Genomic DNA, 20,418 nt, shown 5'->3' on the forward strand with positions numbered 1-20,418 from the left:
CGCATGCCCATCCGCCAGCTTTCCGAAACGATGATCAACCAGATCGCCGCCGGCGAGGTCATCGAGCGTCCGGCGAGCGTAGTGAAGGAACTGGTCGAGAATGCGCTTGATGCCGGCGCATCGCGGGTGGAGATCGTCACCGCCGGCGGCGGGCTCAATCTCATCCGCGTCACCGATGACGGCTCGGGCATTCCCGAACAGGAACTCACTCTAGCGATCGCGCGCCACTGCACCTCCAAGCTTTCCGACAGCATCCACGACATCCGCTCGCTTGGCTTCCGCGGCGAGGCGCTGCCTTCGATCGGCTCGGTGGCGCGGCTGTCGATCCGCTCTCGCACGGCTGGCGGCGACAGCGCGGCCGAGATCGGCATCGACGGCGGGCGCGTCTCGGCGGTGAAGCCGGCGGCGGCAAACCGCGGCACCACGGTCGAGGTGCGCGACCTTTTCTTCGCCACACCGGCCAGGCTGAAATTCATGAAGGGCGAGCGCGCCGAAAGCTCGGCCACCAGCGACGTGGTGAAGCGTATCGCCATCGCCTTTCCCGCTGTCCGCTTCACGCTGGCCGGCGCCGACCGCTCGACGCTGGAACTGCCGGCAACCAGCGACACGCCGGAGGGCCGGCTTGCCCGCGTCGCGCAAGTGATGGGCAAGGATTTCCCGGACAATGCCATTGCCATCGATGCCGCGCGGGAGGGAGTTCACCTTGCCGGCCACGTCTCGATCCCGTCCTACACGCGTGCCAATGCGCTGCAGCAATATGCCTATGTCAATGGACGGCCGGTTCGCGACAAGCTGATCGCCGGCGCGATCCGCGGCGCCTTCGCCGACGTGCTGCCGCGAGACCGGCATGCGGTGACGGTGCTGTTCCTGTCGCTCGATCCCTCGACGGTAGACGTCAACGTCCATCCCGCCAAGGCCGACGTGCGCTTCCGGGATCCCGGCCTGGTGCGCGGGCTGATCGTCGGCGCCATCCGCGAGGCGCTGGCCGGCGCCGGCATCCGCGCGGCGACGACGGGCGCCGCCGGCATGATGGCGGCATTCCGGCCGGGCGCGGCGCCCTACTCGCATGCCGGCCCGGCCAACGGCCATCGCAGCTACGAGGCCGCTTATCACGCTTCCGCCTCCGGAGGCTTCGACCCGTTGCGCTCAGCGCAGCGGCCGCTCGACATGGGCGAGGCACGGGCGCCACGAAACGGCTTCGCCGAGAACGAGCAGGCGGCCTTCGACACCGGCCCGCTCGCCAGCACCGATGTCCGCGCCGGGATGGCCGAGCCGACCGAGGCGCTGCTCGGCATGGTGCTGGGCGCGGCGCGCGCGCAGGTGCATGAGAACTACATCGTCGCCCAAACCAGGGATTCGCTCGTCATCGTCGACCAGCATGCCGCGCATGAGCGGCTGGTCTACGAGGCGCTGAAGAATGCGCTGCATTCTCGCGCCGTGCCGTCGCAGATGCTTCTTCTGCCCGAGATCGTCGACCTGCCGGAAGAGGATGCCGAGCGGCTGGCGATGCATTCCGAGACGCTCGCCAAATTTGGCCTAGGCCTCGAGCGCTTCGGCCCAGGCGCGGTGGCGGTGCGCGAGACGCCGTCGATGCTGGGCGAAACCAATGTGCAGCAGCTGGTGCGCGACCTTGCCGACGAGATCGCCGACAACGACACCGTCGAGACGCTGAAGGAGCGGCTGGACAGAATAGCCGCGACCATGGCCTGCCACGGCTCGGTGCGGTCAGGGCGCCTGCTCAAGGCCGAGGAGATGAACGCGCTGCTGCGCCAGATGGAGGCGACACCCGGCTCCGGCACCTGCAACCATGGCCGCCCGACCTATATCGAGCTCAAGCTCACCGATATCGAGCGGCTGTTCGGGCGGCGGTGAGCGTCCCCTGGCTCGTTGCAACAGCAAGGGTCGGCGCCATACGCTGAATATCATTTCTTGAGGTGGTATTTTCCTGTCTTCGGGTTGAGAACATAGTCGTTCGCGCCTGCGAATTTGCCGCCTCCAAATTCCACCGAAATGATGTCCTTGCCTGCCTCCACCCATTTTTGCACGTTCATATAAATGGGCGTCGTCGACATACCGGCGTTGCAGTCCTCATCGTCGAAGCCGATCTCCTGAACGGCCGTCTTTTTCTTCTTGTTGATCACTAGCATTTTCGTCATGCAGATGCCGGCGTCGGACTTCGTGTAAATCCCCGCAAATCTGTCGCGGGTCGTCTCAGCCCAAAAGGGAATTTCGACGGTCCCGTCGATCTTCAAGTCGCCTGTATTGTCAAGACTCGCGACCTTCCTGAGCGTAACGGGAAATTTGTCCACGCCTTTGCTCCAGCTTCCCGCCGCGCCGCTTTCACTGATCTCGATAGAGAAAGGACATCCGGTGGTGTCGACGGGTGTTTTCGACCCCATGACGAGGACGCGTTGAAATTCCTGGTCGTCCGCGATCTCGCACAGCGTGAGCTTTGAGCCCTCCGCCTTGCCGTAGATCGCGATTGGGCTTTGCTTGGCGTCGTAGAAATAGCTTCCCTTTACACTGATGCCGCTGCCGAAGCTGGCATAGCGCTGCAGGGAGACGTGAACCGGGTTCGGTCCGATGGAGCCTTCGTAGTTTTCCACCTGGTACCAGCCCGCCAAGGCTTTCCCGCTCAGCATCAGCAGGCAGAAAACCGTGGCAATGAAGCCTCTTCCCATCCCGATCCCCTCCATCAAAGGCGGATCAGGATAGCTTGCCTCACGTCCGCATCACAGAGGGGCGCCCGGTTACCGAGCCCAACTTGTCAATTCGAGTCTGGAAACGATCGCAACCCGTTGATTTACCGCTTCAAATTCACAACGATCACGCCACCCAGCGCCAGCGCGCCGCCGAGGATGCCGAGCAGCGACGGCATTTCGCCCAGCCAGAAGAAGCCGATCAAGGCGGAGGTCGGCGAGACGAGGTAGAGGAAGTTCGAGGCGCGCGCGGCAGGCAGGCGGGACAGTGCGGTCGCCCAGGCGGCATAAGCGATCAACGAGGGAACGATGCCGAGGTAGATGACGGCGCCGAGACCGGCGCTGTCGGCGACCGCCGCCTGCGAAAGCGCTTCCGGCAGGAAGGGCGACAGGCAGAGCGCGCCGAGCACCATGTTGGAAGCGGAAATGGTCAGCGGATGGTGGCGGGCAAAGAGCGGCTTCTGGACGATGGTGTTGACGGCGGAACAAAGTGCTGAGCCCAGCACCAGCAGTGCGCCGGCGTTGAAATGCAGGCCGTGCCCGTCGGCCACCGCGATGATGCCGATGCCGGCGAAGGAAATGACGGTGCCCAACCAGGCAAGCCCCGAGAAGCGCTCGCCGAGCAGCGCCATCGCCATGATGGCGGTGAAGATCGGGCTGACATTGATGATGAAGCCGGCCGCGCCCGCCGAGACGGTCAGCTCGCCGAAATTGAGCATGGCGGTGTAGAGCGCGACGAAGATGGCGCCGCCGAAGCCGAAGCGCCACAGCTCGTCCACCCGGGGCAGTGCCGGGCGTTTCACTGCGAGGAAGATGGCGGCCGGAACCGCCGCGATGGCAAAGCGCAGCGCGCCGAGCTCCAGCGGCTGGAAGGCGGCAAGGCCGGCGCGGATCGCCGGGAAAGCCGAAGCCCAGCCGATGACCGTCAGCGTCACCGCGATTGCGGCGGTGGTGTCCATGCGCCGTGTCTCATTCAACGTGCCGGTGTAAGCGCTCATTGCCGTAACCTCGTCTTTCTGCGTCATGGATGCATGAGAACGCCATTGCCGGCCAATTGACAAACGACCAATTCGAGAGTCAGCTGTGAGCATGGATCACAGCTCTGACCAGATACTGCCGCTTGAAACCCTGCGCGCCTTCGATGCGGCGGCGCGCATGGGGAGTTTTTCCGCGGCGGCTGAAAAGCTCAACCTCACCCATGGCGCGGTGAGCCGCCAGATCGCCAAGCTGGAGGACTGGCTTGGCTTGAAAGTCTTCGAGCGCAACGCGCGTGGCGTGACGCTGACGATCGAGGGCAACCGGCTGCATTTGAGGACAGCCGAAGCCTTCGCGCTGATCTCGTTCAACTCCGACCGCTGGGTCGAGCCGCGCGGCACGGCCGTGGTGCGGCTGGCCTCGATCCCGTCGGTGAGCGGGCTATGGCTGATGCCGCGCATGGCCGCGCTGGAGAATCATCCGACCAAGCTGCGCATCGTGCTTGACGTCGACAACCGCCAGGCCGATCTCGCCGACGAAGGCATCGATCTTTCGGTGCGCTGCGGGCGCGGCCGCATTCCGGGTCGCGTCTCGGTGCAGCTGTTCGAGGAGCATATTTTCCCGATCGCCTCGCCGGAGCTGGCGAAGGAGATCGGACGAGGCGACCCTGCCCGGCTGCTGAAATTCCCGCTGATCAACGATTCCGACGCATCCGCCTGGCGCGCCTGGCTCGCGGCGCAGGACATGGACTATCGCCCGCGTCCGCAGGACCGGCGTTTCGAGGACTATAATCTGGTGCTCGATGCGGCCGCGCATGGGTTGGGCATCGCGCTGGCGCGGCCGCCGCTGACGGCGGACCAGCTCCAATCCGGCCGCATCGTTGCCGTCGACGAGCGCGCTGCGCTCAATCCGGTGTCTTACTGGATGGACCGCCCGGTCGGCCGGCCGCGCGCGGCAGCGGCGGACCTTGCCGGGCGCATCGCCGAACAGGCAGGGCTTGCTCCGGAAAAGCTCGAGGCTTTCCTTCAGGACGACGTCTAGAGCGGGCTTATCGAAGCAACAGAACCATGATGGTGGCGGTCACGGCCGAGACGATTGCCGTGACGACCGAAATCGTCCAGAGCGATACCGCAACAGAATCGGATCGCGGCGCGTGACCAGCCGGACGAACGGCGGCGCCGCGAGGCTGCGGTGCATTGGCGTTGGCCGCGACCAGCACCGCGGCGGAAGCGACGGCCGGCGAAAATGTGGACAATGGCGGAGTGACCGCGGGCCTCGGCGTGGTGTCGACGACCGCTGCCGGTGGCGGGGCGACGCCGCGCGGTGCCCGATCGGTGTCCGCCGCCGCCCTGCCCGTCGAAGGTGTTGACGGCGCGTCATCCAAGGCAGCATCGGGCTCCATGACGGCCCGGTAAGCGTCCTCGGCCTCGGAGGACGACAGGCGTGGCGATGCCTGAGCCGCAGGGCGCGGCTGTGCGCTCTGCAGTGCCTGCGCGGCGAACTGCGCCGCCTGCACCATTGATGGCGCCGGCGGCTGGATCAGCGTCCTGATCAAAGCCGCCGTCGCCGGATCGGCCTTCGGCGAAGGCACCGCATGCGGGGTGAGCGCCTCATTGATCAGCGTGTTCAAGCGGGGCGGAGTGATGTCCATGCCGGGGCTCCGGGAACCATTTGTCGCTGCAGCCATACCGGATGAGCATTGCGTCAAGCTTGACGTTGCTTGCGATTTATGGCGATTGAAACCCGATGAACTGCAGCGTCCTTTCATGATGAACCGTTTCGAAGGCCCGGGCGGCAGGGAAGCCCGGATCCGTTATCTCGACGGCGACTTCCAAGTCACCAGTCCCGGCTCCTTCGTGCGCTGTGCGGTGACGGGCGAGAACATTCCGCTCGACGAGCTCAAATATTGGAGCGTCGCCCGACAGGAGCCCTATGTGAACGCCGCGGTGTCGCTTGCCCGCGAGATCGAGATGCACCCGGAATTGCGCAAGCGGGGATAAGCCTTGCGAGCCCATGGCGCTTGGCAGCCAAGCTCGACCGCTCAGGGTACTACATTGAAAAACTTCAGGAAATCTCTCAAGACACTTCTTCGCATGCCGCTTGTCATGCGCGCGAGATGGCGCGATCGGGCGGTGTCGAGGGCGCCCCGATTCAAGCTGACGGCCTGCGCCATCTTCCGCGAGGAAGCGCCGTTCCTGGCCGAATGGATCAGGTTCCATCAGAATGTGGGATTCGAGCATTTCTATCTCTACAACAACTTCTCGACCGACGACTTCAAAGCCGTATTGAACCCGTTCATCCAGGAGGGGCTGGTTACGCTGGTCGACTGGCCGCGGCCGGTGGGGCAGCTGTCGGCTTATAGGGACTGCATCCGCAGGCGCTGGTGCGAAGCGTTGTGGATCGGATTCTTCGACATCGATGAGTTTCTTTTCGCGCCCGACGGACGTGACGTACCCTCGGTTCTGAGGGACTATCGCGACCTGCCAGGCGTTTGCGTCTGGCAAGCTTTCTATGGCTCCTCCGGCCAAGCGGAGCGACCGGAACGGCCGGTGGTCGAGGCCTATACGATGCGAGCCGGGCAGGACATCACGACGGTCAAGACAATCCTCAACCCGCGCATGGTCTACAGGGTGGGCGTCCATCAGTCGAAATTCCTGTCCGGTGAAGGGATGGACACCCGTCGACGGACCATCGCGCCCGGCATGCCTCCCCAGTTCGATGTCCTGAGGATCAATCACTATTGGTCGCGATCACTCGCCGACCTCGACCAGAAAATCCGGCGCGGCGACGCCTCGACTTCCGCGCTGCGCGACAGGGATTGGCATTTCGACTTCGAAAGCAAGCTCAATGTCGAGCGCGACGAGGCGATCCTGCAGGCGATGCGGCGCGCAGGATAGCCGTAGCCACTTCTTCCCTTCCCATCGATGGCCCCACTCCGTCGTTTCAGTGCTGACACTTTCGCCTTTCTGGGGCTATAGACAGCAAAGGGCTATGGGTACGGGGGTTAATTGTGAAGGTTCTTGTCACGGGTGGGGCCGGCTTTATCGGCTCGCATCTATGCGACCTGCTGCTGGCACAAGACCGGCAGGTACTATGTGCCGACAATTTTTCCACCGGCTCGGCGGAAAATATCGGTCATCTTCTGGGCAATCCGCATTTCGGGTTTCTGAGGCACGACGTTACCGTCCCTCTCAAAGTCGAAACGGATGAAATCTTCAACCTCGCCTGCCCGGCCTCGCCTGTTCACTATCAGCGCATTCCGATCGAGACCACCAGGACCTGCGTCTATGGAGCGATCAACATGCTCGATCTCGCACGCGCTTCCGGGGCCAGGATCCTTCAGGCATCGACATCCGAGGTCTATGGCGATCCGCAAGTCCATCCCCAGACCGAGGCCTATTGGGGCCACGTCAATCCGATCGGGCCGCGCAGTTGCTACGACGAAGGCAAGAGATGCGCCGAGGCGCTGTTCTTCGACTACCGGCGTCAGTCGAAATTACCCATCAAGGTGGTGCGCATATTCAATACATACGGGCCTCGCATGCACCCGTCGGACGGACGGGTGGTCAGCAACTTCATCGTCCAGGCCTTGCAGAATGATCCCATAACCATCTACGGCGACGGTAGCCACACCCGCAGCTTCTGCTATGTCGACGATCTCGTCGATGCGATGGTTCGGATGATGGCTACGCCCGACGATTTCGTGGGCCCCCTCAACGTCGGCAACCCGACGGAAGTCACGATCCTGGAACTGGCCGAACTTGTATTGAGCCTTGTGGGCGGCAAGTCCAAAATCGAGTTCAAGCCCCTGCCGCAGGACGATCCCCGCCAGCGCCAACCCGACATAGGTCTGGCGCGGTCGACGCTGAATTGGTCTCCTCGCGTCGCTCTCGAGGATGGGCTCGCCGAAACGGTTCGCTACTTCCGCCGCCTCATCAACGGCAATTGACGGTGGCGCGCCCCTTTAAGTCTTTGTCTTCATGCATGTCGTTATCGCAAAACCGCTGCACACTTTTACGCGACATGCATTAGCCCCGCATCTTGCGCAGGCGCCAGGCGTCGAGCGTCTCGTCGACGATGCGTTCGGGCACATGATCGAGCTCGAACACGGCCTCGATGTCGAGCACGTCCAGCTGGGCGAGGAAACCGGCAGGCGTCTCGCCATGGCGCAGCCGCGCGGCGTCCTTTGCCGTGGTGACGAGGCGCAGCCCCTCATGCCGGGCGAGCGCCAGGAGGTCGGCAAGCTCGTCCTGGGCGTAGAAATGATGATCCGGAAAAGCGCGCGACTGAGCCACTTCGCCGCCCGCGCCGCGCACCGTGTCGAAGAATTTCTCCGGATGGCCGATGCCGGCAAAGGCCAGGAAGCGGCCGCCGGCGAAGCGCGACGGATCGGCCGGCTCGACATGCGCCAGGAAGATCGGCCGGCCGGCGCGCGCCGCCTGGCGCACGACGCCGTCGGCGGCGGCCCCCTCGCCCATCTTCAGCAAGCCGCTGGTGAAGACCAGTTGGTCGACGACCTTGGCGCGGAGCGGCCCGCCCGGGATGACGCGGCCGTTGCCGATGCCGAAGCGGGCGTCGACCACGACCAGCGCATAGTCGATATGGACGCGCGCCGACTGGAACCCGTCATCCATGATCAGGAAATCGCAGCCACGTTCTTCGATGAGCAGCTTCGCACCGGCGGCGCGGTTCGCCGTCACCGCGACGGGCGCATGTTCGGCCAGGAGCAGCGGCTCGTCACCGACATGCTTGGCGGCATCGTGATGCGCGTCCACGACATGCGGCTTCGCAAACGAGCCGCCATGGCCGCGCGACAGGAAGCCTGGCGTGAGCTGCATGCGCTTGGCCTGCTTGGCCAAAGCGATGGCGACCGGCGTCTTGCCGCTGCCGCCGACGGTAAGGTTGCCGACGCACAGGACCGGCGCTGCGACCTTCTCGCGCGGCGCGTGGCGCATGCGACGGCCGGCGACCAGCCCATAGATCGCCGATGCGGGCGACAGCGCAAGCACGCGCCAGTCCGGCTTTTCCCACCAGAAGGGTGGCGCTTCGCTGGTCATCGCGCCTGCTCCATGCGTCTCGGTTTCGCGCATGGACTTCTCCAAAAATCGGATCCGATTTCTGGGGTCATGATCTAGCGCCCGTTTGCGCCTTTCAGACGCGCCTTGACGACCAGAGGCTGGATATAGGGCTCCAGCGATTTCAGCGTGCGGGCAAGCGCGCCGCGCATTTCGTCGACGGTGGCGGCACCCGCCGCCATCATTTCGTGGCGCGCCGCTTCGTTGGTCAAAAGGAAATTGACGGCTCCGGTCAGCATGTCGCGGTCGCGCACCAGCTTCGCGCCGCCGCTGTCGAGCAGGCGCTGATAGGCCTCGCGGAAATTCTGCACGTTGCGCCCGGCCAGCACGGCGGTTTCGAGCATCGCCGGCTCGAGCGGGTTCTGGCCGCCTTGCGAAGTCAGCGAGCGGCCGACAAAAGCGATCTCGGTCAGCCTCAGATAAAGGCCCATCTCGCCGATCGTATCGCCGAGCAGGATGTCGGTATCATGGGAGATGCGGTCGCCCTTGCCGCGCCTTGCCACGGACAGGCCCATGCCGGAAATCTGCGCGGCCAGCGCATCGGCGCGATCGGGGTGACGCGGCACGACGATGGTCAAGAGCCCGTGATGGCGCCTGTGCAGGCTGGCATGGACCTCCGCGGCCACGACCTCTTCGCCATCATGAGTCGAGATCGCAGCCCAGGTCGGACGGCCGCCGATCTGGCGCTGCAGGGTGGCTAAGGCCCGCTCGTCGACCGGCGGCGGATTGGTATCCACCTTGAGGTTGCCGGAAACGGTGACCGGCCGGGCGCCCAGCGCGCGGAACCGCTCGCCGTCGACATCCGACTGGGCGATGACGTGGGCAAGATTCTCGAACAGCGCCTCGGCAACGCCGGCGCGCTTCTTCCAGGACATGAAGGAGCGGTCCGACAGCCGGCCGTTGACCAGAACCTGCGGCACGTTGCGGGCGCCAAGTTCCAGGATGGTCATCGGCCAGATTTCCGATTCGGCGATGATCGCCAGTTCCGGCCGCCAGTGATCAAGGAAGCGGCTTACCGCGGGCTTCAGATCGAGCGGCACATATTGGTGGATGATGCGGCTGCCGAGGCGCTCGTCGGCGACCTTGGCCGAGGTCACGGTGCCGGTGGTCAAGACGATGTTGACGCCATAGTCGAGGATGCTCTCGACCAGCGGCACCACCGCGATCGTCTCGCCCACGCTTGCGGCATGGATCCAGATCACCGGTCCTTCCGGACGGGGACGGCCGGCGATGCCATAGCGTTCTCGGCGGCGGACACGATCCTCCTTGCCGCGCGAGGCGCGCCAGGCGACATAGGGGCCGATCAGCGGGTAGGCGGCCGCCCCCGCATAGCGATAGGCAGTCAGGGCCGCACGCGCCCAGCGCTCGCTCATTTGCCGCCGTCCACGAGGCGATAAGCCTCAGCCGTCGCGGCGTTGAGGGAGGCCGTGACCTCCTGGCGCTTGCGCTCCATCTCGGCGTCATCGGCATCGGCGGGCACGAAGACAGGCTGGCCCACGATGACCGCGGAGCGGCCGAACGGCAGGTTGATGGTGGTCTTGTCCCAGCTCTTCTCCAGCACCTTGCGGCGGCTGGTGGCGATGGCCGATGGCAGGATCGGCCGGCCGGAAAGCCTTGCCAGGAGAACGATGCCAAGCCCAGCGTCGCGCGGCGTGCCATTCGGAATATCGGCGATCATGGCGACGTTCTTGCCGGTGGCGAGCGCCTTCCTCAGCGCGATCAGGGCCTTGGCGCCGCCCTTGTCCAAATGCCTCGAATTGTCGCGGCCGCCGGAGCCGCGCACCGCCTCGATGCCGAATTTCTCGATCATCAGCGCCTGGAGCTCGGCGTCGGCGCTGCGCGAAACCATGGCGACCAGCGGCCGGCCCTCGGGGTAATAGGCAGGGGTCAAAAGGTGCTGGCCGTGCCAGAGCGCGATGATGCCCGGCTCAAGATGCGCATAAGCGCCGCCGGCTACCCGGGTCGAGCCTTCGACGAGCGGGCTGGTGACCCGAATCAACCGCAAGAACCAGGCGAACAGGCTGGCGATGAAGTTCTTGACGAAACTCGACTGCGCCAAAGGCTCGCGGATGCGCCGCCACAGCGTGCGCGTTCCGCCGCGTCTGGCGGCGCGCGGCCGGGTCGCCCCTTTCACCGCTTCATGCTCCATCGGCGTCAACCGCCGACCTTCGATTCTGGATCGAGCAAGCGGTGCAGATGAACAACGAAATAGCGCATATGAGCATTGTCGACACTTGCCTGCGCCTTCGCCTTCCAGGCGGCGTGCGCCGATTGATAGTCGGGATAGATGCCGACAATGTCGAGCGCGTCCAGGTCGCGAAACTCGGTTCCACCCAGCTTTTTCAGCTCGCCACCGAACACCAGGTGCAAAAGCTGCTTCTTTCCGTCTTCCACGGCCATGCCGATCCTTCGCAGATTCATGAGTTTTGTGAAACGTTTAGCCCAAAGCAGCCGATTTTGGAACTGCGGGCCGACTCACCCTTGGTCAATCCCCGCGATCACCCTGGCGAGCACGCCGAGCAACTCGCCGCTGCCTGCGGCGAGCGCACCATGGTTGATCACCTCGCCGGCATAGCGCGGCGGCTTGCCGGTGCGGTCGAGCAATGCTCCGCCCGCCTCGGCAAGGATGAGGTCTGCGGCGGCGATGTCCCAGTCATGCGCGCTCGGCTTGACGAAGGTCGCATCGAGCTTTCCGGCGGCGATCATCGCCAGCCGATAGGCAAGCGAAGGGATGTAGGCCGTCCGCCGCAGCCTGTCCTGCCATGCCGGCGGCATCAAGTCGACCAGCGGCTTGGGTCCGCCGATATCGACGCTTTCGCCCAGCGGGCGCACATAGATACGCTTGTCGTTGAGATAGGCGCCCTCGCCCGGCAGCGCCCAATAGGTCTCGCGTTTGGCCGGGCATTCGAGCACGCCGGCGAGCGAGCGGCCGTTCTCGACCACTGCGACGCTGACACACCAGGAATGCAGGCCGTCGAGAAAGCCGCGCGTGCCGTCGATCGGGTCGACCACGAAGGTGCGGCGGGCCGACAGCCTGGCATGGTCATCGGCGGTCTCCTCCGACAGCCAGCCATAATCCGGACGCAGCCGGAGCAAGGTCTCGCGCAGGTAGGTATCGGCGGCGTGATCGGCCTCGCTCACCGGCGAGGTGCCGCCCTTCATCCACACCTGCGGGTTCTTGCCGAAATAGCCCATGGCGATGGCGCCGGCCTCGCGGGCGGCGTCGCGCAGCAAAGCGAGGTCGTCGCGGGCCTCGCTCGAGGTCAATTGGTCAAGCGCCGGCAAGGGTCATCCCTTCGATCAGGAGCGTCGGCGCCGCGGTGCCGAAATTGCGGTCGAGATCGTTCGCCGGAACCATGTTGAGGAACATGGCCTTCAGGTTCGAGGCGATCGTGACCTCGGCGACCGGATAGGCCAATGCGCCGTTCTCGATCCAGTAGCCGGAAGCGCCGCGGCTGTATTCGCCGGTCACCATGTCGACGCCCTGGCCGAATACCTCGGTGACATAGAAGCCGCTCTTCAACGACGCGATCAGATCTTCCGGCGAGCGCTCGCCGGGCTCGATGGCAAGGTTGGTCGAGGACGGCGAAACCGACGAGCCGCTGCGCGAGCCGCGCCCGTTGGTGACAAGGCCGAGCTCGCGCGCGGCCGAGGTGGACAGGAACCAGTGATTCAAGATGCCCTTCTCGACCATCAGCAGCTTCTCGCCCTCGATGCCCTCGCCATCGAAGGGGCGCGAGGCCTGGCCGCGTCGCCGCAAAGGCTCGTCGGTGACGGTGATCGCGGCCGATGCCACCTGCTTGCCCATCATGTCGCGCAGGAAGCTGGTCTTGCGGGCGACCGCGGCGCCGTTGATGGCGCCGGCGAGATGGCCGGCAATGCCGCGCGCGACGCGCGGATCGAACACCACGTCCACCGGGCCGGTCTTCGCCTTGCGGGCGCCGAGGCGGCGAACGGTACGTTCGCCCGCCTTGCGGCCGATCTCTTCCGGCGTGTCGAGGTCGGCGAAATGCTGGCGTGACGAAAATTCGTAGTCGCGTTCCATCGCCGTTCCCTCACCCGCAATGACGCTGGTCGAGCGCGAGAAACGCGAGGCGACATACTGGCCGACAAAGCCATGCGATGTGGCGAGAACCATACCACCCAGGCCGGCGCCGGCGCTGCTGCCCGAGGAATTGGTGACGCCCCTGACGGCCAACGCGGCCGCTTCGGCGGCAAGTGCAGCTTCCTTCAGCTCGTCTGCCGATACCTCTGTCGGGTCAAAGAGGTCGAGATCGCGCAAATTGCGGGCAAGCAGCGCGGGGTCGGCGAGGCCCTGGAATGGGTCTTCGGGCGAAACCCTGGCCATCGCCACGGCACGCTCGGCGAGCGCCTTCGGGTCGGATGCGGCTGCGGTGGCCGAGACGCTCGCCACACGCTGGCCGACGAAGACGCGTAGCGACACGTCCTCGCTCTCCGATGATTCGGTGCCTTCGACCTTGCCCAACCGAACCGACACGCCGGCCGAACGGCCGCGCACCGCCACCGCGTCGGCCGCATCGGCGCCGGCGCGCCTGGCGGCCTCGACGAGCGCCGCGACGCGATCGGTCAATTTCGCTGCGTCGAGCTTATCGGTCATGCGGTTGTTCCTGTCTGTTCACGCAGTCTGTCAGGTCGGGATCACGCCCGCACCCATCCATTGATGCTCACGCACCGTCTGCGGATGCTCACGCACTATCTGCTGGATGCTCATGCACCATCTATTGTTCCATTGCCGCTTGTGCAATGGGCTCAGGACAATCAGGATACCGCGGCCAAACCGTCCAAAGCGACCGGAAGGGGTTCCGATCGCTGGAACAGTGTCTCGTTCTGACGAAATGGGCTTGGCCGCGCGCGCTTCAGCGCCGGGCTAATGGGGGAAGGATGGATTATTTTGTCGACGGAGAGTTTACCCATGACTGGACCTCCCATCACCTGAAGCTTTGGGAGGAGCTTCTCGGCGACAAGGCCGGCATGGCGACGGCTGTGCTCGAAATCGGCTCGTTCGAGGGGCGTTCCGCGCTGTTTTTCCTGCAATTCCTGCCAAAATCCCGCATTACCTGCGTGGATAGCTTCCAGGGCAGCGAAGAGCATCTCGAGCCTGGCTCGAAGCATGAATCTGATATGGCCGAGGTCGAACGACGCTTCGACCGCAACCTCAAGCCCTTCGCCGGCCGGGTCGAGAAACGCAAAGGCCATTCGTTGACGATCCTGCCAGGCCTTGCCGGCGAAGGACGGCTGTATGACGTGGTCTATGTCGATGGCGACCATTCCGCCACCTCCGTTTACAGCGATGCCCGACTGGCCTGGGGCCTGCTCGACAATGACGGTGTCATGATCCTGGACGATTACCGGTGGAGGCCGGATCTGCCGATGGCCAGGCGTCCGCAGGCAGGGATAGAAGCTTTCCTGAGCCAGGTCGCCGGGCAATACGAGCTGTTGCACCGGGGCCAGCAGATCGTCATTCGCAAGAGCGAGATCGTCGCGGCCAAGTCATTCACGATCGCCAGCCGCGACATTGACGGGCTCGCCGGCGGCGCGCTGTCGCCGCCGCTGGTCAGCTTCGTCGTCATCAACTGGAATTACGGCGGCTATGTCGGCGCGACGATCGATTCCATACGCAGACAGGACTATCCGCATTTCGAGTGCATCGTCATCAACAACGGCTCGACCGACGACAGCGCGCAGGTGATTGCCCGGCATGTCGAAGGCGATCCGCGTTTCCGGGTGGAGACGCTGGCGCAGAACCACGGCCAGCTCGGCGCCGCGCTGTGGGCTCTGGACAAGGTGAACGGTGGATTCGTCACCTTCGTGGACGCGGACGACGTGCTGTTCGACAACTACGCTTCGACGCACATCCAGGTGCATATGGCATTGCAACGCAGCGTCGGCTTCACTTCGGCCAACGTCGCAGAGATGGACTCGACAGGCACAGCCCTGACGGCCTCGTACCAGCAACTCCGGCTGAACAGACCGGGCGCGCAGCGAGGCCTGCGAGGTGAGCGGACCGTGCTGCGACTGCCGACCGTCTCCCCGTCGCAATACCGGCTCCTCGACGCCAGCACGGCGACCTTACCGCGTGCGCACGTCGGCTGGTTCTGGGCGCCGGGCAGCGCCAACATGTTCCGCACCTCGGTCCTGCATCTGCTGCGGTTGGACGATGGCAGCAAACCCTGGATGACGTCGGCCGACGGCTATTTCAATACAATATGCCATGCGGTTGCCGGCAGCGCGCTGATCGACATGCCCTTGTCCGGCTATCGCCTGCATTCAAGCAATTATTTCGCCACCGGCGAAAGCGTGGAGGGCATTCGCACCGGAACCAGAGAATACGCGGCCAAATTGCAGAAATTCACATATGAAAGCGTCAAGTATCTGATCGAAGGAAGCGAAAGGTTCGACTGGCTTTTAGGAGGCGAGTTCTGGCCGGTCGTGGACCGGGTCACGCGAGAAAACCCCGACAGGTTGCGCGATTATTTCAGCGACGAGATCGCGGTCGAGATATTCAAGCGCAACGCGCCGCAATTGAGGTCTGTTTTCGGTGCCAGGAGGTTCGGCAGAGAGGTGCTGGCCCGGTTTTCCGGAGCCCAGGCAAGATCCATCCTCAGAGCCGGTTTCGGAGGCCGAATTCCAATGCGCGTCCTCTCGAAGTCGCTGTTGCGCGATGTCCGCATCTCGCTGAGGATCGGACGGAAGCGATAATGACCGCGCCGAAGATCAGCTTCGTCATCATCAACCACAATTACGGCCAGTATGTCGGCCAGGCGATATCGAGCGTTCTGTCGCAGGATTACGCCGAGCTCGAATGCGTTGTCCTCGACAACGCCTCGACCGACGACAGCCGCGATGTCATCGCGCGATTCGAGAATACCGACCCCAGGCTGGCGTTCGAATATCTGGATGACAACCTGCACCAAATGGGCGCGTTCCTTCACGTTCTGGATCGCCTGGCGGGCGAATTGGTCTGTATCGTTGACGCCGACGATTTCCTGTTCGCGAACTTCGCGGCCTTTCACGCCCAGCTTCATTGCGATTGCCCGATGATCGGCGCCACGTCGGGCGGCGTTCTTGAAACCGATCATGCCGGGCGGCCGCTGTCTTCTGGTTTCGCATGGTTGCTGCACCGCAGAGTGGGCAGCCCCCTTGATCTCCCCCGTTCACACTCAGACCACATGATTCTGGGACGACGGGAGCGCGAGCTGCTGGGACAACAGTCCACGGTGATAGAGCCTCACGAACCCGGCTGGCACTGGTCGCCTGGGACGGCGAACGTGTACAAGCGGCATTATCTCGTCCGATGCAAGCCATCCCTGGCTGTGGTCGGCAATGCCGCGACCGACAATTATTTCATGCCGTTCGTGCATGCCTTGGCTGGTTCGGCCTGCATAGACCTTCCGCTTTCGGCCTACCGAATTCACGGAGGCAACGTGCATGGCGCGCAGCCCTCCTTGCCGAACTTGAGGACATTCAGCAAAGCCGCCCATCAGCGTTCGCGCGTGCGGCGAAGTGCTATGGTGCGCGAACTGGCCTCACGTGCCCGGGATTTTGTGTCGACACACGGACATGCTTTCTGGACCCTGATGGATGCTCCCAGCGTGCCGGACGGGATTCCGTTGAAGGCATATTTCAACGACCCTGCAATTCAGGACATTTTGGCCGATCACTTCGACGAGATCCTGGCGGCATGCGGGGAAGCCGAGACGCGCGAGGCGTTGCGCGCTCGCATGGGGCGCAAAGGCTACAAGCAATTCCTGGCCTTGCAGGGTCAGAGAAAATCCCGACCTGACTCGAGGGCCGACGGCGGCTAAGATCACACAACTGGCGCCCAGATCACGTCGTCGACCCTTGCGGCCCCTGTTGCCAGCATCACCAGCCGGTCGAAGCCGAGCGCCGATCCGCTGGCTTGCGGCATGATGGCCAAAGCGGCGAGGAAATCCTCGTCCAGCGGATAGCGCTCGCCATAGACGCGCTCTTTCTCATCCATCTCGGCGGTGAAGCGGCGGCGCTGCTCGGCTGCGTCGGTGAGCTCGCCGAAGGCGTTGGCAAGCTCGACGCCGCAGCAATAGAGCTCGAAGCGGTCGGCGACGCGCGGATCTTCAGCGCTCGGCCGGGCGAGCGCCGCTTCCGAAATCGGATAGCCGTATAAGATGGTGGCCCGCCCCTGCCCCAGCACCGGCTCGACTTTTTCGACCATCAACCGGCTGAACAGGTCGGCCCAGTTGTCGTCGGGCGCAGTGCGCAGGCCGGCGCGGACCAGTGCCTCGTGAAGGGCGTCGCGGTCGGTGCTGCCGTCGGCCGATACGGTCGCGAGCAGGTCGATGCCGGCGTGGCGCAGGAAAGCCTCCGCCACGCTCAGCCGCTCCGGCTCGGCGAACGGATCGGCCTCGCGGCCGCGAAAACGGAAAATCTTGGCACCGGCCTTTTCCGCGGCGAGCGCCAGGAATTCGGCGCAGTCGGCCATCAGACGCTCAACTGTATCGCCGACGCGGTACCATTCGAGCATGGTGAACTCGGGGTGATGCAGCGGCCCGCGCTCGCGGTTGCGCCAGACCGGGCCGAGGCTGAAGATGCGTTCCTCGCCGGCGGCGAGCAGCTTCTTGCAGGCGAATTCAGGCGAGGTGTGGAGATAGAGCTGCCGGCGCGATGCGTCGGGCCCGATCGCCTCGGTGGCGAAGGCGGCGAGATGCGCCTCGTTGCCCGGCGAAACCTGCAGGACCGAGGTCGTCACCTCGACGAAATCGCGCTGCGCGAACCAGCCGCGCAGGGCGGCGGCGATGGCATTGCGCGCCATCAGCCGGGGCCGGCGGTCGGCGTGGATATGCGGCGTCCACCAGGGCGAAGCGGCGGTCATGGGCAGGAAAATCGCCCGACAGGCTGGCGGTTCGGCGCAAGATGCGCTAGGGCGCACGCGATGGCCGCCGTCGCCGCTTCGCGGAAATCGACGCTTGCAGGCCGAAAAACTCGAACGGGATCGAATATCGTGGTCAAGGTCATCGCCAGTTCCTTACGCAAAGGCAACGTCGTCGATAAGGACGGCAAGCTTTATGTCATCCTCTTTGCCGAAAACATCCACCCTGGCAAGGGCACGCCGGTGACCCAGCTCGACATGCGCCGCATCGGCGACGGGGTGAAGGTCTCGGAGCGCTACCGTACGACCGAAATGGTCGAGCGCGCCTATGTCGAAGAGCGCGAGCACACCTTCCTCTATTCCGACGGCGAAGGTTTTCACTTCATGAACCCGGAAAGCTACGATCAGGTCGTGGCCTCGGAAGCCGTGGTCGGCGACATGGCGCCCTATCTGCAGGAAGGCATGGCCGTGCAGCTCGCGCAGTTCAACGGCGTGCCGATCTCGCTGGTGCTGCCGCAGCGCGCCACCTTCGAGGTGGTCGACACCGAGCCGGTCACCAAGGGCCAGACGGCGTCTTCGTCCTATAAGCCGGCGATACTCTCCAACGGCGTGCGCACGGCCGTGCCGCCACATATCTCGGCCGGCACGCGCGTGGTGGTGATGACCGCCGACGGTTCTTACGTCGAGCGCGCCAAGGACTGAGATTTTAGGGCGATTGAAGTGGCTCGCCTGAGCACAGGCGGGCCTGCAATCATGCGCAGTGGGCTTTTTTGACCCGTATCCGCCAGTTCGCCTGCGGACGATCGCTTTGCGCCTCACTTCAGCGGCGCGAACCACCAATGCCGACACCTGAAAGCTGAAATAGCTCATGGGCATCTGCTGATTGCCCAAATACCCAGCGCACGCTGCGGTTTTATCAAAGGCAGTTACCCCCGAACGTTTAGCGAAAGGCGAGGCACGCTTGTATCGCCGCATCATTCCTTTGATGGATTTCAGAGGCCAAAAAGCAAGATAGCGTGCGGCGCGCGGAACGGGCGCGGTCGCCGTCATGCAAATAAGCAACAAACAGGCTCCTGCTTTGCAGGCAGTGATGAAAGAGGCCAAACGCGCCATAACGCCGCTTATCTGGTTCAGCGGCGGCATCAATATACTGATGCTCACCGGCTCGTTCTACATGCTTCAAGTCTACCACCGGGTTCTGTCCAGCCACAGCGTGGAAACTTTAGCAGCGTTGTCGTTGATCGCCTGCGCGGCGATCCTGACAATGGCAGGGCTCGAAATGGTACGCGCCCGCCTGCTGTCAACCGTAGGCGCCTGGATGAACTCGAGGCTGGCCCCAGTCCTGTTGACCGCGTCAGTAGAGCAGTCGGCCGCCGCGCCGGGTCAAGGCAGCACGCGGTCTCTGCGCGATCTCGACCAAGTGCGGAATTTCTTCACCAGTCCGAGCATCTACCCAATTCTCGACGCACCGTGGGCGCCAATCTTCTTCATCGCCATCTTCTTCATGCATCCGTGGCTCGGCTGGTTGGCGCTGGCCGGCGGGTGCGTGTTGTTTGCGCTGGCATTGCTCAACGAACTCACCACCCGCAAACCGCTGACAGAGGCCGGCAATGCGCAGGCACGGGCTTTCACCCAAGCCGAGTCGGCAGTCCGCAACGCCGAGGTCGTCCAGGCCATGGGCATGCTGCGGCCGTTGCTCGACATTTGGCAAGAGCAGCAGGATGAAGCGAGCGCCGGACAAGTCGCCGCCGGTAACCGCGCCAGCGCCATCGCGTCTGTCGCACGTTTCTGGCGGATGGCCTTGCAAATGGCGGTGCTCGGCCTCGGCTCTTACCTGGTGCTGCAAAACGAGGCCTCTCCCGGCATCATGATCTCATCCTCAATCTTGATGGGTCGCGCGCTGGCCCCCGTGGAGCAAGCGATCAGCACCTGGAAGGCGACGCTCGGGGCACGCGCCGCTTACAACCGTCTTACCGCGTTTGTCGGCCAACGCCCTGAGGCCAAAGCAGTGTGGTCTTTGCCACGCCCACAAGGAAAGGTCGAGGCAGAGAGTATTGTCCTCGCCCGGCAGGGTGGCGGCGAGCCTGTCTTGAAAGGCGTGAGTTTCCAACTCAAGCCCGGTGAAGTGATGGCGCTCATCGGCCCGAGCGCATCCGGCAAGACAAGCCTGGCCCGCGTTCTCGCCGGCGCTTGGCGCCCATCGGCCGGTCGCGCTTTGCTCGACGGCATGGACGTCGCCGAGTGGCCCGCCGAAGACCGTGGTCGGCACGTCGGGTATTTGCCGCAGGACATCGAGTTGTTCGCCGGCACGATCACCGAGAACATCGCCCGCTTCGCGAAGCTCAGTCCCGCGGTCTTCAACAGCGTGATCAAGGCCGCGCAACTGGCGGGCGTTCACGAATTGATCAAGGGCTTGCCGAAAGGCTACGAAACTCAAGTAGGGGATTCAGGCGCATCGCTGTCAGGCGGACAGCGCCAACGAATCGGGCTGGCGCGGGCACTCTACGGCGATCCGACACTCATCATCCTGGACGAGCCGAATTCCAACCTCGATCGCGAGGGCGAAGACGCCCTGATGGCCGTGATCGGCGCGGTCAAGGCGACGGGCACTACGATGATCCTAATCGCGCACCGCCCAAGCATCATGGAGAAAGTCGACAAGGTGCTGGTGCTCAATCAGGGCAGACAAGAATTATTCGGGACGCGTGACACGGTCTTCAACGAACTCGCCGCCCGCGCCAGGAGAGTGGCCCAGCTGCCCAACACCAATCACGTCACGGCGGTCACGTCATGACCCGCGCAA

Annotated in this window: 19 protein-coding genes; 9 read left to right on the top strand and 10 right to left on the bottom strand. The window is 64.1% G+C overall.

Translation table 11 applies throughout. From position 1 onward, the window contains the following. The first annotated feature begins 3 nt into the window (after positions 1 to 3). Positions 4 to 1,872, top strand: coding sequence for a DNA mismatch repair endonuclease MutL (gene mutL, locus LB552_RS25665; RefSeq protein ID WP_224610936.1), 1,869 nt, complete (start codon positions 4 to 6; stop codon positions 1,870 to 1,872). A gap of 50 nt (positions 1,873 to 1,922) precedes the next feature. Here the strand turns inward: mutL and LB552_RS25670 are convergent, their stop codons facing one another. Both LB552_RS25670 and LB552_RS25675 read right to left on the bottom strand, forming a co-directional pair. Further along, entirely contained in the window at positions 1,923 to 2,681 is a 759-nt protein-coding gene (locus LB552_RS25670) for a hypothetical protein (protein ID WP_224610938.1), read from the bottom strand. A gap of 122 nt (positions 2,682 to 2,803) precedes the next feature. Further along, on the bottom strand, positions 2,804 to 3,697 hold the full coding sequence (locus tag LB552_RS25675; protein WP_224610940.1) for a DMT family transporter: 894 nt from the start codon (positions 3,695 to 3,697) through the stop codon (positions 2,804 to 2,806). A 91-nt stretch (positions 3,698 to 3,788) separates the two neighbouring features. Between LB552_RS25675 and LB552_RS25680 the strand changes: the two genes are divergently transcribed. Continuing rightward, positions 3,789 to 4,715 carry a LysR substrate-binding domain-containing protein gene (locus tag LB552_RS25680; protein WP_224610942.1) on the top strand — a complete coding sequence of 309 codons (927 nt, stop codon included), beginning with the start codon at positions 3,789 to 3,791 and terminating at the stop codon, positions 4,713 to 4,715. Positions 4,716 to 4,722: 7 nt separating this feature from the next. Here the strand turns inward: LB552_RS25680 and LB552_RS25685 are convergent, their stop codons facing one another. Next, positions 4,723 to 5,325 carry a hypothetical protein gene (locus LB552_RS25685; protein ID WP_224610944.1) on the bottom strand — a complete coding sequence of 201 codons (603 nt, stop codon included), beginning with the start codon at positions 5,323 to 5,325 and terminating at the stop codon, positions 4,723 to 4,725. A 115-nt stretch (positions 5,326 to 5,440) separates the two neighbouring features. Here LB552_RS25685 and LB552_RS25690 point away from each other — a divergent pair, with 115 nt between their 5' ends. The 3 genes from LB552_RS25690 (at position 5,441) to LB552_RS25700 (ending at position 7,623) form a co-directional block, all read left to right on the top strand. Then, positions 5,441 to 5,674, top strand: coding sequence for a DUF2093 domain-containing protein (locus LB552_RS25690; protein WP_040986608.1), 234 nt, complete (start codon positions 5,441 to 5,443; stop codon positions 5,672 to 5,674). Between the two features lie 93 nt (positions 5,675 to 5,767). Further along, positions 5,768 to 6,571, top strand: coding sequence for a glycosyltransferase family 92 protein (locus LB552_RS25695; RefSeq protein WP_224610945.1), 804 nt, complete (start codon positions 5,768 to 5,770; stop codon positions 6,569 to 6,571). A 113-nt stretch (positions 6,572 to 6,684) separates the two neighbouring features. Further along, positions 6,685 to 7,623, top strand: coding sequence for a UDP-glucuronic acid decarboxylase family protein (locus tag LB552_RS25700; protein ID WP_224610947.1), 939 nt, complete (start codon positions 6,685 to 6,687; stop codon positions 7,621 to 7,623). 79 nt (positions 7,624 to 7,702) lie between these two features. Here the strand turns inward: LB552_RS25700 and lpxK are convergent, their stop codons facing one another. The 6 genes from lpxK to LB552_RS25730 all read right to left on the bottom strand — a co-directional run bounded on the left by lpxK (position 7,703) and on the right by LB552_RS25730 (position 13,367). Further along, positions 7,703 to 8,731 carry a tetraacyldisaccharide 4'-kinase gene (gene lpxK / locus LB552_RS25705; protein WP_224529344.1) on the bottom strand — a complete coding sequence of 343 codons (1,029 nt, stop codon included), beginning with the start codon at positions 8,729 to 8,731 and terminating at the stop codon, positions 7,703 to 7,705. Between the two features lie 74 nt (positions 8,732 to 8,805). Then, entirely contained in the window at positions 8,806 to 10,122 is a 1,317-nt protein-coding gene (gene waaA, locus LB552_RS25710; protein ID WP_224610949.1) for a lipid IV(A) 3-deoxy-D-manno-octulosonic acid transferase, read from the bottom strand. Continuing rightward, positions 10,119 to 10,898 carry a lysophospholipid acyltransferase family protein gene (locus LB552_RS25715; RefSeq protein WP_095767821.1) on the bottom strand — a complete coding sequence of 260 codons (780 nt, stop codon included), beginning with the start codon at positions 10,896 to 10,898 and terminating at the stop codon, positions 10,119 to 10,121. Before LB552_RS25715 ends, waaA begins: the two co-directional genes overlap by 4 nt. Before the next feature lie 5 nt (positions 10,899 to 10,903). Then, the gene (locus LB552_RS25720; protein WP_041002569.1) at positions 10,904 to 11,149 is read right to left on the bottom strand and encodes a DUF4170 domain-containing protein; all 246 of its coding nucleotides are present in this window, start codon (positions 11,147 to 11,149) and stop codon (positions 10,904 to 10,906) included. A 75-nt stretch (positions 11,150 to 11,224) separates the two neighbouring features. Continuing rightward, a complete protein-coding gene (locus LB552_RS25725; RefSeq protein WP_140840939.1) occupies positions 11,225 to 12,034 on the bottom strand; it encodes a 3'(2'),5'-bisphosphate nucleotidase CysQ in 810 nt (269 codons plus the stop codon). Continuing rightward, a complete protein-coding gene (locus tag LB552_RS25730; RefSeq protein WP_224610951.1) occupies positions 12,021 to 13,367 on the bottom strand; it encodes a TldD/PmbA family protein in 1,347 nt (448 codons plus the stop codon). The genes LB552_RS25725 and LB552_RS25730 overlap by 14 nt, the downstream gene beginning before the upstream one ends. Before the next feature lie 284 nt (positions 13,368 to 13,651). Between LB552_RS25730 and LB552_RS25735 the strand changes: the two genes are divergently transcribed. Together LB552_RS25735 and LB552_RS25740 are read left to right on the top strand one after the other, a co-directional pair. Then, entirely contained in the window at positions 13,652 to 15,469 is a 1,818-nt protein-coding gene (locus LB552_RS25735; protein WP_224610952.1) for a glycosyltransferase, read from the top strand. Continuing rightward, positions 15,469 to 16,575: a glycosyltransferase family 2 protein gene (locus LB552_RS25740; protein ID WP_224610953.1), complete on the top strand. Its 1,107-nt coding sequence runs from the start codon at positions 15,469 to 15,471 to the stop codon at positions 16,573 to 16,575. The genes LB552_RS25735 and LB552_RS25740 overlap by 1 nt, the downstream gene beginning before the upstream one ends. A 2-nt stretch (positions 16,576 to 16,577) precedes the next feature. Here LB552_RS25740 and epmA read toward each other — a convergent pair whose 3' ends face one another. Continuing rightward, positions 16,578 to 17,618, bottom strand: a complete 1,041-nt coding sequence (epmA, locus tag LB552_RS25745) for an EF-P lysine aminoacylase EpmA (RefSeq protein ID WP_224610954.1) — start codon at positions 17,616 to 17,618, stop codon at positions 16,578 to 16,580. A 129-nt stretch (positions 17,619 to 17,747) separates the two neighbouring features. Here epmA and efp point away from each other — a divergent pair, with 129 nt between their 5' ends. After that, complete coding sequence (efp, locus tag LB552_RS25750) at positions 17,748 to 18,317, top strand: elongation factor P (protein ID WP_095767917.1); 570 nt, start codon at positions 17,748 to 17,750, stop codon at positions 18,315 to 18,317. A gap of 346 nt (positions 18,318 to 18,663) precedes the next feature. Continuing rightward, the gene (locus LB552_RS25755; RefSeq protein WP_224610955.1) at positions 18,664 to 20,409 is read left to right on the top strand and encodes a type I secretion system permease/ATPase; all 1,746 of its coding nucleotides are present in this window, start codon (positions 18,664 to 18,666) and stop codon (positions 20,407 to 20,409) included. Positions 20,410 to 20,418 lie beyond the last annotated feature (9 nt).

Source organism: Mesorhizobium sp. CA7 (assembly GCF_020165015.1).
Taxonomy (GTDB): domain Bacteria; phylum Pseudomonadota; class Alphaproteobacteria; order Rhizobiales; family Rhizobiaceae; genus Mesorhizobium.

Coding starts and splice junctions, on each gene's coding strand:
- waaA (WP_224610949.1), bottom strand. CDS start 10,122: ATGAGCGAGCGCTGGGCGCGTGCGGCCCTGACTGCCTATCGCTATGCG.
- epmA (WP_224610954.1), bottom strand. CDS start 17,618: ATGACCGCCGCTTCGCCCTGGTGGACGCCGCATATCCACGCCGACCGC.
- LB552_RS25720 (WP_041002569.1), bottom strand. CDS start 11,149: ATGGCCGTGGAAGACGGAAAGAAGCAGCTTTTGCACCTGGTGTTCGGT.
- LB552_RS25680 (WP_224610942.1), top strand. CDS start 3,789: ATGGATCACAGCTCTGACCAGATACTGCCGCTTGAAACCCTGCGCGCC.
- LB552_RS25670 (WP_224610938.1), bottom strand. CDS start 2,681: ATGGGAAGAGGCTTCATTGCCACGGTTTTCTGCCTGCTGATGCTGAGC.
- LB552_RS25695 (WP_224610945.1), top strand. CDS start 5,768: ATGCCGCTTGTCATGCGCGCGAGATGGCGCGATCGGGCGGTGTCGAGG.
- LB552_RS25685 (WP_224610944.1), bottom strand. CDS start 5,325: ATGGACATCACTCCGCCCCGCTTGAACACGCTGATCAATGAGGCGCTC.
- LB552_RS25740 (WP_224610953.1), top strand. CDS start 15,469: ATGACCGCGCCGAAGATCAGCTTCGTCATCATCAACCACAATTACGGC.
- LB552_RS25690 (WP_040986608.1), top strand. CDS start 5,441: ATGATGAACCGTTTCGAAGGCCCGGGCGGCAGGGAAGCCCGGATCCGT.
- mutL (WP_224610936.1), top strand. CDS start 4: ATGCCCATCCGCCAGCTTTCCGAAACGATGATCAACCAGATCGCCGCC.
- lpxK (WP_224529344.1), bottom strand. CDS start 8,731: ATGACCAGCGAAGCGCCACCCTTCTGGTGGGAAAAGCCGGACTGGCGC.
- LB552_RS25735 (WP_224610952.1), top strand. CDS start 13,652: ATGGATTATTTTGTCGACGGAGAGTTTACCCATGACTGGACCTCCCAT.
- LB552_RS25730 (WP_224610951.1), bottom strand. CDS start 13,367: ATGACCGATAAGCTCGACGCAGCGAAATTGACCGATCGCGTCGCGGCG.
- LB552_RS25755 (WP_224610955.1), top strand. CDS start 18,664: ATGCAAATAAGCAACAAACAGGCTCCTGCTTTGCAGGCAGTGATGAAA.
- LB552_RS25675 (WP_224610940.1), bottom strand. CDS start 3,697: ATGAGCGCTTACACCGGCACGTTGAATGAGACACGGCGCATGGACACC.
- LB552_RS25715 (WP_095767821.1), bottom strand. CDS start 10,898: ATGGAGCATGAAGCGGTGAAAGGGGCGACCCGGCCGCGCGCCGCCAGA.